The organism is Paenibacillus baekrokdamisoli (genome assembly GCF_003945345.1).
In the GTDB taxonomy this organism is placed as follows: domain Bacteria; phylum Bacillota; class Bacilli; order Paenibacillales; family Paenibacillaceae; genus Paenibacillus_Z; species Paenibacillus_Z baekrokdamisoli.
Window position 1 is genome coordinate 4,436,305 of sequence record NZ_AP019308.1, and the last position, 16,378, is coordinate 4,452,682.

Sequence of the window (16,378 nt, forward strand, 5' to 3'; positions counted from 1 at the left end):
TATTATTAACTTAATGATCATAGTTAACAAATAGCCGAACAATTCCAATGGAATTGTTCGGCTATTTGTTTTGCCAAAGGAGGTGACCACCTAATGAGAGATAAAGGAAATGTTTACTTAGTTCTTGGACAATTAGAAGACAACTATGCCGTTTCTTCTGTTGACGAAATTCATCTTGTTGCTATTTACTCGAAAAGGAGCCTAAACAATGTTCGATAAATTGAAATATGTTACTGATGCTGTCCATGCCAAAATACCTGTGAGTATTCAACTCTTACTTTGGGCTGCAATAGATACCATGATCGTTAATAAAAGAGATTACTTACAAGTATTTAATATCAAATCAATCTATCAAGAAGGTGTTTTCAAATTGTGTATTGTTCATACGCAAGAAGAACCCAACTATGTTAAAGAACATAGCACGGTTATAAGTGTTCAAATCAATGAGAAACTCTATGTAATTGATATTGGTCCATACAGCACGATGCTTTTAGCAATTGAATATTGCTATCCACCACTATAGTAGCTATAAAATATCTGCTCTCGAAACTCGAACAGTACTACTTACACTTTTACATTTAACGGAGATGGTAATCATTCCAATAAATCTTGAAATTACATCTTATTTTTAAGAGAAGCCCCCTGCCACGGATTAGATAACAGTGTGGAACACGCATTCAGTTCAGAAGAGTCAGATACAAGATTGTCCAAAATCATGAAGTGGTTGCCTTTCCAATGAGTTTCTTGGTGAAGTTGTAAGATTTGAACCCGTAGGATGCTTACAGAATGGCAATAAGACATGACTCTCGCCAAACAGAACACCAAATAGGGGCTCGTACGAGCCCCTATTTGGTGTTCTCCAACAGTCACGATGGCAGCGGTAGCATAAATTTGCTATGACCCAATCCGAATCGTACGCCAAAATACATTGGACATAGTTTAACCAAAGCTAAGCGAATATGGAAGACGATTCATATCGGTAATATTAAATCTAAACTGGAAGAAGCCAAGAAGACGTTACTCTATGCCGAGCAGTAATTGGACAAGCTTGGTGCTGAAATTGATCGGCTTCAACGGATAAAAACACCTGATCTAAAACAGGTCGGCATCGGACTTCGCCACTCATGCAAAACCACTTAGAGAAACAGCATCCTATAAGGAAAATCTGTTCTAGAACGATGGAAGGAAATCCGCTTATTGACAAACTTTTAAATTGATACTTGCTTCAGCATGATCGATTGTTGATCAAATTACCCCAAACATTAGGAGGACAAGTATTTTATGAAAAGTACTAAGCTCGAACTGAAATATTTACTCGCCAACTCCATTCGAGAGAAGCAAGATAGCTATATTATCGAAGAGATCTTTGCCCGTTTTCCTACAAGAGAAGAACTGATCGAAGTCACCGAACAGGAACTAACTTCGATCAAAGGCATCGGACAAATGAAAGCGCGGCAGATCCTGGCTGCGTTAAAGCTCGCTCAAACATTGTCTATATCTAATCCATCTACTTATAAGATCCGCACCCCAGAGGATGTTTATAAGTTAGTCGGGCCTGAGTTACGTTTTTTGAAAGTTGAGCACTTTGTAATATTGTTACTTAATTCTAAAAACGGCGTTATCGCTAAGGAACTTATATCGATTGGTTGTCTTAACGCTTGTATAGTACATCCGAGAGAAGTGTTCCGGCCGGCCATTAAGCGCAGTAGTGCATCGATTATATGTGTCCATAATCATCCCAGTGGAGATCCAGACCCAAGCTCGGAGGATGAAGCAATCACGAAACGCTTAACCGAGGCTGGAACTATAATCGGGATCGATGTACTCGATCATATCGTCATCGGTCATCAAAAATATGTGAGTTTAAAAGAACGAGGGTTAATGTGAAATCACACATTAACCCTCGTTTAATTTATGGAGGTAATCCAGTCCAGTGACAAACATGTACCTGCTATGCTCAGGATGGCAGTAAACTACCTTCTTCTCTGTTATAGCCCATTCAGGTTACTCACTGGGGTTATTTTGCCACACTCATTGGTGGCAAATATCTGGAATACGAAGTCATGCGCGACGACGATCTCTTATCTCAACTTCTGCGGCTTTCCAGTGATTTTTAGCACCTCTGTATGTTGTTACTTGCGGAAGAATATTAGACAAACCTCCGCGCAAGATTTCACAATCAAAATATATATTATAGACTAGACATCATGCTAGATGATGGTCGCCATAAAAAGAGGCCGGAACGTAGGGTTCGGAGCATAGAAGCAATAATATCTCTTCCCCCTTCTATTTTTTATCCCTAAACCATAATAGTTGCTTCACAAAGCTATAGATATCTTCTTGCTCTTCTTTTGTTCTTCCCTTAAGCTCGTAGGCGATCCTCTCAATAAATGATGAATCTGCCCTTTCCGCAACAACTTTATCGAACTGAAACAACTCTTCAATCCCAACATCCAACGCAGTCGCAATTTTTTCAAGACTAATAATGGTCGCACTTTTCTCACCACGTTCAACCTGTCCGATATATGAAGTGTTAATTCCAGCTTTAAATGCCAGCTTCTCCTGGCTTAAACCCCTATGTTGTCTTAAAGCTCTAATCTTTTCTCCGACAAGTATAACGACGTCACTCACAAGTTCTCACCTATCTTCCATACACTTATATGAAAACGATAGACGGAACCAGAATTAGCAACAACATCCTATAGTATTTATATTAAACAGTGACTATAGGCGTTGTATTTTGTTGTCGAATTGCATATAATTATAGAAAATCATGGAAACCCTTGTAGATATCAGTTACACTCTTCACTATGTGGAATGATTCAATAGACCCATGACTAATTACATTATTGGAGGAGTATTAGATGAAAACCATTAGTATATTACAACGAGGACCCTGACCATCTCCAAGCAAAATCAATTAGATATCAACCACAAACAGAGTGGTCTAACGACTCCAAGTTCAGCAATATTGGTTCGGAAAAGCCACGGTAAAAAAGTCAGAGCACGGCGACTGGCAATTGATTAATTACGAAGTTTCCCTCAAGTAATGAGCTAATTTAATATGATCCAGAAAGGTGATAGTCCTATGAAAAAGTGGTTTTTTACTCTCTTATTTATTATCATTTGTCTGTTTATGAGCAATTCAGCTCTTGCAAAATCATCAGTCAATCTTCCAGTCGTTAATACATATGTCAGTGGGAATGCAAATCATTTGCTCATCAGTTCAGATAGCAAATATGCCTTTACAGCTGGTAACTCTCAAGCCTATATCTGGCGATTAAATGGCGGTCAAAGTAAAGAGATCGTCGATTTATCCTATCAATTCGTTCGTGACGCTGCTTTTAGCCCCGATGGGCAGCAACTTGTTGTTTCTGCTGGCGCACCTTACAGTTCGTTATCATCACAGCTCGTATTCTATGATAGTCAGTCCGGGAATGAAACCAAGAAAATTTCGGTAGGCTATGATAATATGGCGAACTCCCTTGCCTTTTCAAACGATGGCAAATCACTCGTTATCGGCTTAAGAGGACAAATCTCCATCATTGATCTTACGTCTAACACAGAAAAATTAAAGCTGTCGATCAATCAATATGCTAATATTATTCGATTCCATCCAAAACAAGATCAATTTGCAGTAGTAATCTGCGAAGATTATCGGGATGGAGAACCAGTTATTCTTCAAATTCGAGATGCTCATACGGGAGAGATTCTTAAATCCTTTGGTGACATCCTCCCTAAATGGATTTATAACGATAGAGACTTTCTTGATATGGCTTATTCTCCGGATGGGAAATATTTGATTCTTTCTACTCAAAACGGACAATCAGGTACGCTAGTATTCGATGTGCAAAATGATTATAAGCGGATTGCCACTATCTCTCAAAATGGCAGTGTATCATTCAATGCAGATAGCACCCTTGCAGTCATTGGAAATCAAGTTTTTCGTGTCAATCAATTTGGGAAGCCATTGAATGGGATATCAAGTGATTTAGTGAATCCTTATTTAGTGAATTTATCTCCAGATGGACGGTATCTAGTGACTTTATACCAGGACAAAGTGAGAGTATTTGATGCCGCTTCATTATCTAAAATGAAAGTAGAAGTTTCAGGCCGTAGTGAGGGTTATGTCCCTTCCCCAGTTGTTGTGAATGGAACGGGGATGTTTCCAATTGGTAAAATCCTTAACGTTCTTGACATCAGTGGAACAGAGACAGTCGTTCGCGATCCCAAACCAACTTATTCCTATGTAACTTTTCGTGGAAGTTGTTATGCTATATCCGAAGGAAAAACCGAGGTTACAGAATATGTAGTAGATGAATCAGGAGTCTGCTTTGAGCCAACCGGGAAAGTCTATAAACTTGAAAAAGCAGCTCTATATGTTGATAGGGAAGGAATCTATGTACCGCTGAGTTTCATCTCAGAAGTCATCGTTGGTCCTAAAAATGACACGATATACCAGTCAGATGACAATATTTTGGTATTTAACATGTATACATGGGATGAGTTGGATTCTAAAGAACCAGAGAAACCAAATAAACCAACCATTCCAGTTACTATACCAATTACACTAGCAATGAAAATTAATAGCCCCTGGCTTCTGACCACAGATGATGGAAATCTATTCGACGACAAGGACCATAATGTTACACCCGTTACTCGCCAAGGCACAACGCTCCTGCCTATCGCGCCGATCATTAGCAAATTAGGCGGTAAAACGACATGGAACAGCACCGAGAAAAAAGTTACGATAACACTCAATAAAAATACGATAGAATTATGGATTGATCGTAAAACTGCATTAGTAAACGGAGTTAGTAAAGCGTTAACTGTCCCTCCAACTTCTATTAAGGGCAGAACGATGATCCCTGTAAGATTTGTAACTGAAAATCTCGGTGCTGATGTAAAATGGTATAAGGATTCGCAGATGTTGGTAATTTACTATGGCGGTGCAGTGGAAAACGCCACCGATTTATTCACCTTCGAATATAAGCTCACCTTACTCGATCCTTATCAAAAGAAAGAGGATAATAAGACGACGCTTGAAGATGTAGTGAAGGAAAATCAAAAGAAACATGACCAAGTAAAATATAACGATAAAGACCCGTTAGATTATTATGGAAAAATGATACATGTTGGGGACATTGTCGATTCAGGTACATTCGATGGGGTCGTAAAGAAAATCAACGGAACAAAAGTACTCGTCTACTGGAATCATGCCAGTTTCTTAGTTGATACAGGCAAGGAAAAAGAAACGGCTGCATTGTTCGGAATCAAGTGGCTCTCTGAACAGTGGGTAGAAGCTAAAACGGTTACGTTTAGTGGATCTGGGTACTGATGAACTGCATTACCAAGTAAAATTCCATAGAGTACACAGAGGCATTCTAAGCCATCTGTGTACTTTTTTTATCTCTACAAAGGAAAATTTAATGAAGAATAACGCCCAATAATGGTTTGCAATGTGTATTAATGAACAATTTAATAAACAAAACTAAAGGATGACAAATAATGTATGATGATTATAATGAAATAATAACGATAGAAGAACTCGCAGCAATTTTACGAATTGGCATGAATAGTGCTTATAAACTGGTACACTCAGGGGAAATATCGTCGTTTAGAGTTAATAATTCACATAGAATTCAACGGAGTGCAGTTACTGATTTCATTATCAGCAGGAGCACCAGTTACAGCCGACTAAGGAGATTATTGAGTGAGCAATGTTATACATAAATTCAACATCACCAGAAACAATGAAAATGCTGACCAGTATATACAATTTGCCAGCACGTGGGCCCAAGGGGATTACCAAGCCTTCAATACTGGCTGAGTATGTATTCGAGAAGTGTTTCCATCTAATACCGAATGAAATTAAGGAGTTCTTTAACGTCGGGGGAAAAACAAACTCTATTCTAAAGTCCGAATTAATTATGCATATGATAATTAATGCATATATGGTCCACCTTGCTGACACCGAAGGGAACATAAAGCGAAACGGGTCTTTGTTTACTAAGGTAAATAAATTTTTTGAAATTTCAAATACTGACGAAAAGAAGCCAGTAAGTGACTTATTCGGATCTAAGGATCTTCCCCGAGTTGCAAATGAACACTTTAATAAATTAGGAATTCACTGGATTTTGCCTCCTTTGAGCAACAGTTCCCATGCCATCCCTGCCTTCGCATCTCCATTAATTGCATTTCAAGCTGTTCATGTTGATTCCCATAAGGTCATGAAAAGCTACACCGATAGTCAACATAGCCGCAACTTTCTCAAGCAGCATAAGGATAAGGGCGCGAAACTGCACTTGCATTTTTACGATAATTTTAAATATCTGCTAGATCAATTCCCTACTATCGACAAAATTGAACGCCTGTTCGAAAATAATCGATTAGTGTATCATCCTACCCTCAACAGGATTCTTTTTGAACGTGAGTATCAAATAGGACTCGCAAGTAAGATCGCAATAATAACTTACCAATTTCCCGATGAAGTCAAAAATCAATACTATCGAATATTGAGCACAATCGCTATGCTCCCCAATGTTAATGGTAGATTGTATTATTTAACCGCTATCATACTTGGAATCCCCTTAACTTCTCGAAGTAATGGAAGCCAAGTGCTTCAATCATTAACTATAGACGAGCATTTAATCAGAATTAATAAATTAAGCACTTCTCTTATAGGCATGGGGTTGATAACCATCCCAGTTATGGAGGCCTATTTTCTATACTTATGTAACAAGGGAAACTTCCCATTTGAAAATATGAATATGAAAACTGTCATGGAGAATTACGGACAAATGAGTTTTATCGATGACCGAGTTGAGCCAGTAAACGTTCTACGTTATGGTGTAAAAATGCCGGGTGCAAGATTGGAGGGCGAATGGGAACTTGTTGACTTACCCTTTGCTCGGATTCGAGATATTATAATAAACCTCAATAGAGCTTTAGATATTCAAAGGGATTCTTTGAGTAATATTTACTTGACACCACATCAATACTTAAAAGAGAATGGCTTAGACAAATATGATCTGCTGTCGTTAAATGAGGATCAAGTGGTCCGTGCTGTTTCGGAAGTTATCAAAGAAAAATACTTTCCTTATATATCAAACAGTCGTTGATTTTGCATTACAACAAATGGGGTTGTCTCTCTTACGAGAGCAGCTCCATTTTTTTAGTTTCGCATTATATCATAATGTAACATTAAAAACTAGACGTTTTTCCTAAAAAAGTGGCATTGTTTGCCGAGAGTTTTTTGGAATTTTATGAAGTATGATTCATTTACAGAGGCGATTCACAAAAACGAATTCTAAGGAGAGAGAAACGAATGATCCCAAAAACTTTGCTCAATGACATGACCGAAAAGGAAAACAAGCTTGCTTTTCTGCAATTAAAAAAGAAATTGGATATTCAGTTATTGGCTAGTAACGGGGAAGAATCCTGCGCTGTTATCGATGATACATTACTTCACCCGTTCAATCTAATCATTGCTGTTGTAAGTAACGAGGGAAGATCCTGTATTGGTCAATATGCCAAGAAGAATTTTTCATACCATTCCACTCTGCCAACCAATTTAACAAGAGTTTGGGTAGACTGTCGGGATGAGGGCATTAAATTTCATGTCAATAGCAACGGAAAACATTTTGAACTTTCTAATGATAAGGATACCCCTAACGACATGTTAATGATTGTAATCCTCCATTGCCCTGATTTTGTTCAGCTTTCATTATACGATGGACAACTAGCTTTACAGAAGGTAAGTCATATATTCACATCTTCAAAACACGCAGGCGACAAAATCAATGTCGTAGCTCACAGTATGCTCAATCGGTATTTTCCAGGATTGTTTGAACATCTACTCCAACTTGAAGGTGATAATCATGAGTCTCAATAAGCGTATACTGCATGGTAAAGAAGATCTCTCCCATTACAATGCATACGATGAGGCACTAAAGAACTTATCAACCGGAAGGCTAAGTCGAGAAAAATTGGAACCAAAAAACACTGAATTTACGAATACTGATTATACCAACATCAACAAAGGTAGTATTCAAAACAATTATGGTCAACCCCATGATATATACAAAGATGAGTTCGATGTAACCTCTTCCACTCTTACACGAGGTAAGGTAGGGAAAACATACCATAAACAGCACAACGACCAGATTGACGGACGCATAGAGAAAACAGCCGACATCATACCAATCGCTCCCGGCAATCAAATTGATGATGCAAGCAAAGTGCCAGATTCACGGGTACCAATTGATGTTCAAGCAAAAATAGCATTTCTTAAAAAGCGGAAAGTACTATGCTGTGGTGATATTGTATACCTCTATGAGGACGATTTTGGTTGCTATGAGGAACAAACCGAAATAAGTCTTTTTGTGGCTATTCGAAAAAGTTTAAGCCCAGAAATGGATATGAAACTAGGAAAATACAAACTTACTGATGTTGTTCATCGCATAGTCAGTAGTCCAGATCATCAAACTACAAACGATAAGTTTGACAGTCATACCCATTTAATCAACTTTAAGAATTGTGTGTTTAACATCAAGGACGAAACGACTTTTCCCCACAGTCCTGACTATCTATTCACTAGTTACATTGATGCCGAATACGGAGAAAAAGATCCCCGTATTCAGGTTTATCACTCGAATCAAAATGGCAAACACTCAAGCCATGGCTACTACTTTTTGAAGTTTTTAGAAGATTGCACACACGGCGATCCACTCAAAATGAAGTCTCTGCAGCAATTAACAGGATACATAATCAGCAACGAATGGCGGGCTAAAAAGTTCTTCGTCATGATTGGCCTCCCGCATACAGGAAAAAGCGTTTGGTTGTCGTTATGGAGTTCGTTAATTGGTCCTAAATATACAACAGCAATGTCATTAAAACAATTGGGTGAAACACGGTTTATGGTAGCAGAGTTGTTTAAATCGAAGCTAAATATTAGCGCAGAAATGGACACGAACGGTTCTATAAAGGCTTCTGATGTCATTAAGACCGTAACAGGAGGCGACCTCGTGACAGGAGAAAAGAAAGGGAAGGATGCCTTTCATTTCTATGGAAAGACCAAGCTCGTAGCAGCAGGCAATCACATGCCGTTACTTGAAAAACTTGATGGCACATCAGCCTTTACCGACCGAATATTATTTTTAATTTTCAAAAATATCATTCCAGAAGAACAGAGGGATAAGACATTAATGGAAAAGTTGATTAACGAGAAATCATTTATCGTTGAATGGGCACTAGAAGGATTACGCGAGTTGATGAAAAACAACCTGGTTTTCACAGAGAGCGTGGACGCACATGCTTTCAAGCTACGCTATATCAATGAGATAAATAACGTTACAGAATTTATCAGTGACATGTGCCATATAAACCTAGCCAACAAAGAATGTAAGGTGCATCGCAAAGTCATATTCCCTATATACAATCAATACTGTCTCGATAACGGCTATAAATCACTCAGTAGACAGGAATTTTTCGCTGAAATCTTAAATCTCAACGTAAAGCCGGGAAAAATTAGAATTAATGATTCTACACCTTTGGAAGGATTTCGAGGCCTTCGACTTTTAACTCGAGATGAACGGAAATTAAAACTTATAGAAGAACAGTAAGTTTTAATGGCTACCTTGGCTACATCATCTAAAAGTCCCGCATTTCTAAGCAATTCTAGCATTCCTTTCGTAGCTCGTAATGTCTACATTACCGCTACAATGAGCTACAATAACAACCATTCGCTACAACACACGCGTCAATCACCCTATCACAAATATATATTATTCATCTGACAGTACATAGAAAGAGGTGAACTCCCTATGCTTTCTAATAAAGATTTATATTGGGTAAACGAAGATCATAAACAGAATTTCCATCGATGCATTGCACAATTTAAGTACCACAATAGTGCGGCTCATCCTGAAATATTCAAATGCTTTTTACTTAAAGCTCAACTCAGTGGACCATTTGACTGGTATTTCGAGAGATTAGAAGTCACTACAGAAGTTGATTCTGATATCGATTCCTTTGCCAAGGGCGATACATCGCCCCTAACCGGCCAAACAACTGCTCTCGTTCGTCTAGCTCTAAATCTCTGGAACGGTTAGAATTCGATCTTGCAGAAGGCCTTACCATTTGGGATTCCGATCTTTACAGGGTTGCTCTGCAAGCAATCGATCTAAGAAGACGCAAACTAGAGTTACTCATCCATTAACACACAACCTATTTCAGGAGAGTGAATCGAATGAACCATACTCAGCAACTAGTTACAACTAACCCAAACTTAACTCATCAAAATCAGGTCCAAACTTATAATACACTCACATTTTCTGAAGCTTGGGAGTTCTTCTTCCAAGGAAAAATATCCAAGGATAAGCTCTATAGCGAAGTACGGGCTGGTAAAATCCCCCACCTTCGCTTAGGAACCAAAATTTTGTTCAGAAGTGCCACCTTGGAAACTTGGTTCCAACAACAGGAACTTAATAGCATACGTTAAAACCGTATTGGAAGGCTCGTGTCTCTCACAAGCCTTCCAATTTATGAGGATTGGGTAATTGAGCAGAATCAGGAGGTAATTATATGGCTAGCTTAGAACAACGCGGTGAAAATTCTTGGAGGCTTGTAGTTGAGACAGGTTATGATCCGAGCGGCAAGCGCCTCAAACGTTACAAAACAATCAAAATCGAAGATAAAGCACTTTTGAAAACTACCAAACGGTTAAAAGACCATCTGCAGGAAGAACTCATGAAATTCAAGATTGAAGTGGAAGCCGGTGAGTATATTGCACCTGAGAAGATGACGTTTGGGGCATTTGTGAAAGAGTGGGAAGACAAATATGCAAATAGACATCTGGCAGAAAAGACCTTATACACTTATCGATCTAACTTGAAAAATCGAATTCTACCAGTTTTTAGCCATTTACGGATCGACCAAATCAAAACCATGCACATCGTTAGCTTTATTAACTCCCTGTCAGATGAGGGTAAGAGAAAAGGGTTTAGAAAGGGAGATTTATCTGCTGGTTCAATTGAGATCAATCATCGGATATTGAAAAATATTTTTACTCGTGCTGTTGACTGGAAATTAATCAAGGACAATCCGGTTGTGGGAGCGAAGAAGCCTCTCGTCAAACATAAAGTAATCATTCCCTACGATGAAGAAGAGGTTCAGACGCTCTTGAATGCATTGCAGAAAGAACCTATTCATTGGAAGGTCATGATAATCCTAGCCCTTACGACTGGATTAAGGCGAGGTGAACTTCTTGGTCTGGAGTGGAAACACATCGACTGGAATTCAGGCATTATCGACGTTGTACAAAGCGTTTCAATGTCTCCCGCAGGAATAGCTCATGTAAAAGAACCGAAAACAAAAAACTCTAAACGTAAAGTTTCGCTACCCAGTTCCATGTTAGAGGACCTACGAGACTATTATCGTCACAAGATGAAAGAACGCAATAATATTGACGATAGATGGAATGGTGGAGATTATTGTTTCGTATTTTGTCATCCTGACGGCAAGGCTTTTCACCAGGAAAGACCCTATCTATGGTTTCGAAACTTCATCCAGAAAAATAAGCTCCGATACATCCGATTTCATGATCTACGCCATACATCAGCCACTCTCCTTATTAATCAAGGAGTCCATGCTAAAATCATCTCTGAGCGACTTGGGCATGGGAATATCAATACAACGATGAATGTTTATGGACATGCACTAAGATCCGCAGATCAGTCCGCTGCCGACAAATTCGAGAACATTCTAACACGAAAACAGGGACGGAAATAACATTCCGTCCCCATTTCGTCCCCAACTCCCCTATCAGCTCACTCAAAACCCTTATATATCAAGAGACAAACGCTCTCGATATGCACCGTATGCGGGAACATATCCACCGGCTGCACCTCAACCGTCCGATAACCGCCATCTTCCAATACACGCAAGTCCCTTGCCAATGTCGAAGGATTACACGACACATACACCACTCGCTCCGGCTTCATCGCCAGAATCGTCTCCAGCAAGGCCTCATCGCAGCCCTTGCGGGGCGGATCGACCACGATCACATCCGGCACAATGCCTTCTTTCCTCCAACGTGGAATAACAATCTCCGCCGCACCAGCTTCAAACGAAGCATTACCAATTCCGTTCAAAGCCGCATTCCTACCCGCATCCTCAATCGCCTCCGGCACAATCTCAACGCCATACACACGACCAGCGCGCCTCGCGAGGAACAGCGAGATCGTCCCAATCCCGCAATACGCATCAATAACCGTCTCCGACCCGGTTAATCCTGCATACTCAACCGCCTTGCGGTACAATTCCACCGTCTGCAAGGGGTTCACTTGATAGAACGACCTCGCTGAGATCGCGAAGCGGATCTCATCCAGCTCATCATAGATCACTTCACTACCCCACAACACACGCGTCTCATCGCCAAAGATGACGTTCGTCTTGCGCGTATTCACGTTCTGAACAATGCTCTTCACGCTTGGAAAAGCCTCACGAATCCGCTCAATCCAGCGTTCCACCTGCGGAATCCGCTGGCCATTCGTAATGAGTACGACCATCGCTTCGCCGGTGACGAAGCCGACTCGAACCATCACATGACGCAGCAGCCCGCGACCAGTCTCTTCATTATAGGCACTCACGCCAAGCTCGCGAGCGATAGACTTCACCGTACCGATGATGTCATCATTGTCGGAATGCTGGATGAGACAAGCTTCCATATCAATAATCCGATGACTGCCATGTGCATAGAAGCCGCCGATCAGGCGCTCCTTACCAGAACCTGAACCCGCAGATGGAGCATCCACAACTGTCCCAATCGGCACCGAAGCCTTATTCCGATAACGCCAAGGCTCATCCATCCCAATCGTCGGATGGACCACAATCCCTTGTTCTTCATTCTGTTCACCATCCATACTGTCCACAGCACCAGCAACTCGCAGCTTCCCGATCCGCTCCAAATTATCCACCACATGCTGCCGCTTCCAGCCCAGCTGGCCGCTATAACTCAAGTGCTGCAGCTGGCAGCCGCCGCACTGCTTGAAGATCCCGCACGGTGCTTCCACTCGGTCGGGACTCGCTACGACCAGCTCCATCATCTTCGCATAGCCATACGTTTTCTTGACCTTTAGCACCTTGGCGCGTACGCGCTCGCCAGGAAGTGCTCCCTGAATAAAAAGGGTAAAGCCGTCTGCACGGCCCACCCCTTCACCCTCATGCGTCAAGCCGACAATGTCGACCATGACTTCGTCATTTTTAGTTACCGGTACGCTCATTTTTGCTTTTATCGCTCCGTTATGTTCAATTGGTTGTATTAGCGGTAAGTTGAATTCCCCGCTTCATCCACTATAAAATTCAAATGTGAAGGCAGCATCGTGAACGTGCACGGCAGCGTACCGCCGTATTCACCGTCCAGATTGAGCTGCACATAATCAGGCGTCGTCACGATCAACTCATTCGTCTGGAAATGAACGATATGCGGATCGTTGAAATGCTCGCCGCGAAGTGCGAGCGATGCAATCCGGATGAACTCGCCAAGGTTGCACTTCTTCAGAACAATGACATCGAACATCCCATCGTCTAGACTTGCCTCTGGCGCAAGCTTCTCGAAGCCGCCGACTGAATTGCTATTGCAAATAAGGAACAGCATGATCTCCTCATGAATATCCTCGATTTCCTTCGCCTGAATCTTCAGCTCCGTCGGCCGTAGACGGGTCATTTTCTCCAGACCCTTCATATAATACGCAAGCTGCCCAATCATCGTCTTAAGCTTGCTTGGCACCTCATAGGTCAGCTCCGTCATGGAACCGCCACCAGCAATGTTGATGAAATACCGCTGGTTCGCCCTTCCTAGATCAATCGGTTTGTAATACTGCTGGGTGATAAGGTCACACGCATACTCCCAATGCTTCGGAATGCCTAACGCACGGGCAAAATCATTCGTCGTTCCCAAGGGCAATATCCCAATTGGAGGACGAACATCCTTATCCGCTATACCATTAATGACTTCATACAACGTACCGTCTCCGCCCGCTGCAATAATCATGTCGAAGCCGCGATCCGCCGCCTCTGCTGCCGCTATGGTCGCATCGCCTTCGCTCGACGTTGCATGGCAGCTCGTCTCGATGCCGCCCTTCTCCAGTCGCTGAAGGATATCCGGCAGACGCTTCTTGATCTCTTCCCGCCCTGATGTCGGGTTATAAATTAATCTGGCTCGCTTTATCGTCATTCCAACCAACCTCCGGCACTTTCCAGCCGTATAAGCACTTCTGGCCCCTACGACTAATTCGCAGGCAAAGTGCCTGCTACCTATCTCTATCCTTATACAGACATCATTCACTCGAATCTCGTGTGCCTAATCATGCCCAATATGAAGTCCTACCAGCCATTCGTTAATCTGCCGCTCCATCCAGCGCGTCACGCAAGGATGCGGCAGCATCGCCCTTCCGTTATAACGATAAATTAGACCATCCAGCCTCATCGGAATCACAGTCCGTGTAAAATATCCGTCGCTCAGAAACAGCGGAACGACGATGATGGCCTCATCTGGCCGCTTGCGCTGAACAGCCTTCATCACGCATGCCGCCTGATTTGGCAGCAGCATCGCAATATCTGCTCCAGCGAAGCCGCCGAGCTCCCGCATCCGCTCTGCGAGAAGCGTCATTCCTTCTCGCCAGCGTCCATAGAAGCCCGCTTCCCGGGAGCCATGCGCCACAAGCAGCAGCCGCTCACGCTCCGGCGTCTCAATAAGCTCGCGAATATTCGCATGCAGTAGCTCAGCAATCGCTTCATCATCATTGATCGGCTGGCCGAAATGTATGCGGGTATCTGCATGCCAGCGGAACCGCTCCAGCTCACCTTCACGCCTCATAGATACCGGAGGCTGGCCGAAGGCTTGGGCAATATCGTCCACATGCGTGCTGCCGGACGAAACAAAGAACGGAAGGACATATAGATCCGTTATGCCTTCCGCTTCAAGCTGATCTATGCCATCTTGGATGAGCCGTCCCTCGACAATTTCCAGAAACGACGAAACGACCGGCACAGGAACTCCGCCGATAGTCAATTTCTTCCTTACTTCTCTTCCGTTCTCTAGCTGCTCGCTAGTAGACCGGCGCACGGCATCCGAGCTGGATACGGCCGCGACTGCTTCGTCCACCAGCCGCACCCACTCCGCTTCACGCGACCCGTGGCTAATGACGAGCACTCCGGGCTTCATCGTTAGCGACCCGCCCGCTCCAGCGCCATTTTGTACCCGTCATTCCCGTAATTAAGACAACGCTTCACACGTGATATCGTCGCAGTGCTTGCGCCAGTCTCTGCTTCTATCTGATTATATGTCGCGCCTTTACCCAGCATACGCGCTACTTCAAGCCGCTGAGACAACGACTGAATCTCATTCACCGTGCACAAGTCATCGAAAAATATATAGCATTCTTCTACCGTCTTAAGCGTCAGAACCGCCTCGAACAGCTGGTCGAACGTCTTATCGTTCAGCTTCTTAAGCTGCATCGTTTGCTCACTCCCACCCGAACTAATATGCTCATTGTATCGGTTTCCAGTCTAATTTTCAAGCATTAGCGCACTCCTGCTTTAAAGGGCAGAAGAACTATCGTGACCAATGAGCCAAGGCATTCGCGGAAAATTCACTTGTCGATGCGGGCATTCGTCCAATCCATACGTTTGCCTATTCCATAGACTACTATATAAAATGCTAAAAAAGGTTGTGATCCGTGTGAAATATCGCTACGATCCGTCCGCTAGAAACTTCACTTACCCCGGCCAAATGCAATTCCCGGGCATATCCGATCCCTTCTTCGACGGCGGCATGAGTAATACAACATTGGGAAATAACCCATTCCCATATGATGAATCACAATTCGCGCCTGGTGTACCAAGCATTTCCATGCAACCAGCACCGATAAGCGATGAGTCCTCACTCATCACGCTTCCCGGTAAGGCAGCCGCCGAAGCGGCTACCAGCGGAAAGGCAGGCTTCAATCTTGGCAACAGCATCAACGACATTAAAGGAATCATTGATCGAATGGGCGGCATAGACGGCATCGTCTCCACCATGACCAAAGTCCAGAAAGTGGTGGGCAGCATCGGCCAAATGGCACCACTCATTAAGGTGCTAGCCGGTTCCTTTGGGAAAAAAGGTAAAGCGAACGCAGGCGGCGAGGATGAATACAAGCCGCCGCGCCGTAAGAAACAACGTCGCCGTACAGGGAGCCCTAAGAGTGCAGGCGGCAGCAAACCAGGCAGACAACGCCGCCCCGTCCCCCGCAAACGCTAACCCAAAGAAGAAGAGTGACGCAAAAAGCTGAATGCCCTCAAGCAGGCATTCAGCTTTTTTTCAGCATGATCAGGA

18 protein-coding genes are annotated in these 16,378 nt (G+C 42.7%); 13 read left to right on the top strand and 5 right to left on the bottom strand.

The features are described from left to right. Positions 1-93: 93 nt before the first annotated feature. The 4 genes from EKN16_RS33520 to radC all read left to right on the top strand — a co-directional run bounded on the left by EKN16_RS33520 (position 94) and on the right by radC (position 1,887). Positions 94-219, top strand: coding sequence for a hypothetical protein (locus EKN16_RS33520; RefSeq protein WP_260182396.1), 126 nt, complete (start codon positions 94-96; stop codon positions 217-219). After that, positions 209-523 (top strand): DUF960 family protein, encoded by a 315-nt coding sequence (locus EKN16_RS19520; RefSeq protein ID WP_125660971.1) that lies wholly within the window; start codon positions 209-211, stop codon positions 521-523. The genes EKN16_RS33520 and EKN16_RS19520 overlap by 11 nt, the downstream gene beginning before the upstream one ends. Positions 524-786: 263 nt before the next feature. Beyond that, complete coding sequence (locus EKN16_RS33780) at positions 787-900, top strand: DUF932 domain-containing protein (protein ID WP_125660974.1); 114 nt, start codon at positions 787-789, stop codon at positions 898-900. A 381-nt stretch (positions 901-1,281) separates the two neighbouring features. After that, complete coding sequence (radC, locus tag EKN16_RS19530) at positions 1,282-1,887, top strand: RadC family protein (RefSeq protein ID WP_125660977.1); 606 nt, start codon at positions 1,282-1,284, stop codon at positions 1,885-1,887. Positions 1,888-2,286: 399 nt separating this feature from the next. Here radC and EKN16_RS19535 read toward each other — a convergent pair whose 3' ends face one another. Further along, positions 2,287-2,631 carry a helix-turn-helix domain-containing protein gene (locus EKN16_RS19535; protein WP_125660980.1) on the bottom strand — a complete coding sequence of 115 codons (345 nt, stop codon included), beginning with the start codon at positions 2,629-2,631 and terminating at the stop codon, positions 2,287-2,289. 457 nt (positions 2,632-3,088) lie between these two features. Here EKN16_RS19535 and EKN16_RS19540 point away from each other — a divergent pair, with 457 nt between their 5' ends. From EKN16_RS19540 to EKN16_RS19575, 8 genes are all read left to right on the top strand, one after another. Continuing rightward, positions 3,089-5,338 carry a stalk domain-containing protein gene (locus EKN16_RS19540; RefSeq protein WP_164522893.1) on the top strand — a complete coding sequence of 750 codons (2,250 nt, stop codon included), beginning with the start codon at positions 3,089-3,091 and terminating at the stop codon, positions 5,336-5,338. A 170-nt stretch (positions 5,339-5,508) separates the two neighbouring features. Further along, positions 5,509-5,733 carry a helix-turn-helix domain-containing protein gene (locus EKN16_RS19545; RefSeq protein ID WP_125660986.1) on the top strand — a complete coding sequence of 75 codons (225 nt, stop codon included), beginning with the start codon at positions 5,509-5,511 and terminating at the stop codon, positions 5,731-5,733. Positions 5,734-6,002: 269 nt separating this feature from the next. Beyond that, positions 6,003-7,121 carry a hypothetical protein gene (locus EKN16_RS19550; RefSeq protein WP_164522894.1) on the top strand — a complete coding sequence of 373 codons (1,119 nt, stop codon included), beginning with the start codon at positions 6,003-6,005 and terminating at the stop codon, positions 7,119-7,121. Between the two features lie 206 nt (positions 7,122-7,327). Beyond that, positions 7,328-7,894 (top strand): hypothetical protein, encoded by a 567-nt coding sequence (locus tag EKN16_RS19555; protein ID WP_125660992.1) that lies wholly within the window; start codon positions 7,328-7,330, stop codon positions 7,892-7,894. After that, positions 7,881-9,623 carry a phage/plasmid primase, P4 family gene (locus tag EKN16_RS19560; RefSeq protein WP_125660995.1) on the top strand — a complete coding sequence of 581 codons (1,743 nt, stop codon included), beginning with the start codon at positions 7,881-7,883 and terminating at the stop codon, positions 9,621-9,623. Before EKN16_RS19555 ends, EKN16_RS19560 begins: the two co-directional genes overlap by 14 nt. A 201-nt stretch (positions 9,624-9,824) precedes the next feature. After that, complete coding sequence (locus EKN16_RS19565) at positions 9,825-10,112, top strand: hypothetical protein (protein ID WP_125660998.1); 288 nt, start codon at positions 9,825-9,827, stop codon at positions 10,110-10,112. A gap of 137 nt (positions 10,113-10,249) precedes the next feature. Next, on the top strand, positions 10,250-10,501 hold the full coding sequence (locus tag EKN16_RS19570; RefSeq protein WP_125661001.1) for a helix-turn-helix domain-containing protein: 252 nt from the start codon (positions 10,250-10,252) through the stop codon (positions 10,499-10,501). Positions 10,502-10,584: 83 nt separating this feature from the next. Continuing rightward, on the top strand, positions 10,585-11,790 hold the full coding sequence (locus EKN16_RS19575) for a site-specific integrase (protein WP_125661004.1): 1,206 nt from the start codon (positions 10,585-10,587) through the stop codon (positions 11,788-11,790). Positions 11,791-11,828: 38 nt separating this feature from the next. Here EKN16_RS19575 and rlmD read toward each other — a convergent pair whose 3' ends face one another. The 4 genes from rlmD to EKN16_RS19595 all read right to left on the bottom strand — a co-directional run bounded on the left by rlmD (position 11,829) and on the right by EKN16_RS19595 (position 15,519). Continuing rightward, a complete protein-coding gene (rlmD, locus tag EKN16_RS19580) occupies positions 11,829-13,283 on the bottom strand; it encodes a 23S rRNA (uracil(1939)-C(5))-methyltransferase RlmD (RefSeq protein ID WP_125661007.1) in 1,455 nt (484 codons plus the stop codon). A 38-nt stretch (positions 13,284-13,321) separates the two neighbouring features. Then, positions 13,322-14,236, bottom strand: coding sequence for a diacylglycerol kinase (locus EKN16_RS19585; protein ID WP_125661010.1), 915 nt, complete (start codon positions 14,234-14,236; stop codon positions 13,322-13,324). 126 nt (positions 14,237-14,362) lie between these two features. Next, positions 14,363-15,226 carry a sirohydrochlorin chelatase gene (locus EKN16_RS19590; RefSeq protein ID WP_125661013.1) on the bottom strand — a complete coding sequence of 288 codons (864 nt, stop codon included), beginning with the start codon at positions 15,224-15,226 and terminating at the stop codon, positions 14,363-14,365. Positions 15,227-15,228: 2 nt separating this feature from the next. Beyond that, on the bottom strand, positions 15,229-15,519 hold the full coding sequence (locus EKN16_RS19595) for a YerC/YecD family TrpR-related protein (RefSeq protein WP_125661016.1): 291 nt from the start codon (positions 15,517-15,519) through the stop codon (positions 15,229-15,231). A gap of 199 nt (positions 15,520-15,718) precedes the next feature. Here EKN16_RS19595 and EKN16_RS19600 point away from each other — a divergent pair, with 199 nt between their 5' ends. Beyond that, positions 15,719-16,303 (top strand): hypothetical protein, encoded by a 585-nt coding sequence (locus EKN16_RS19600; protein WP_125661019.1) that lies wholly within the window; start codon positions 15,719-15,721, stop codon positions 16,301-16,303. The last annotated feature ends 75 nt before the right edge of the window (positions 16,304-16,378 follow it).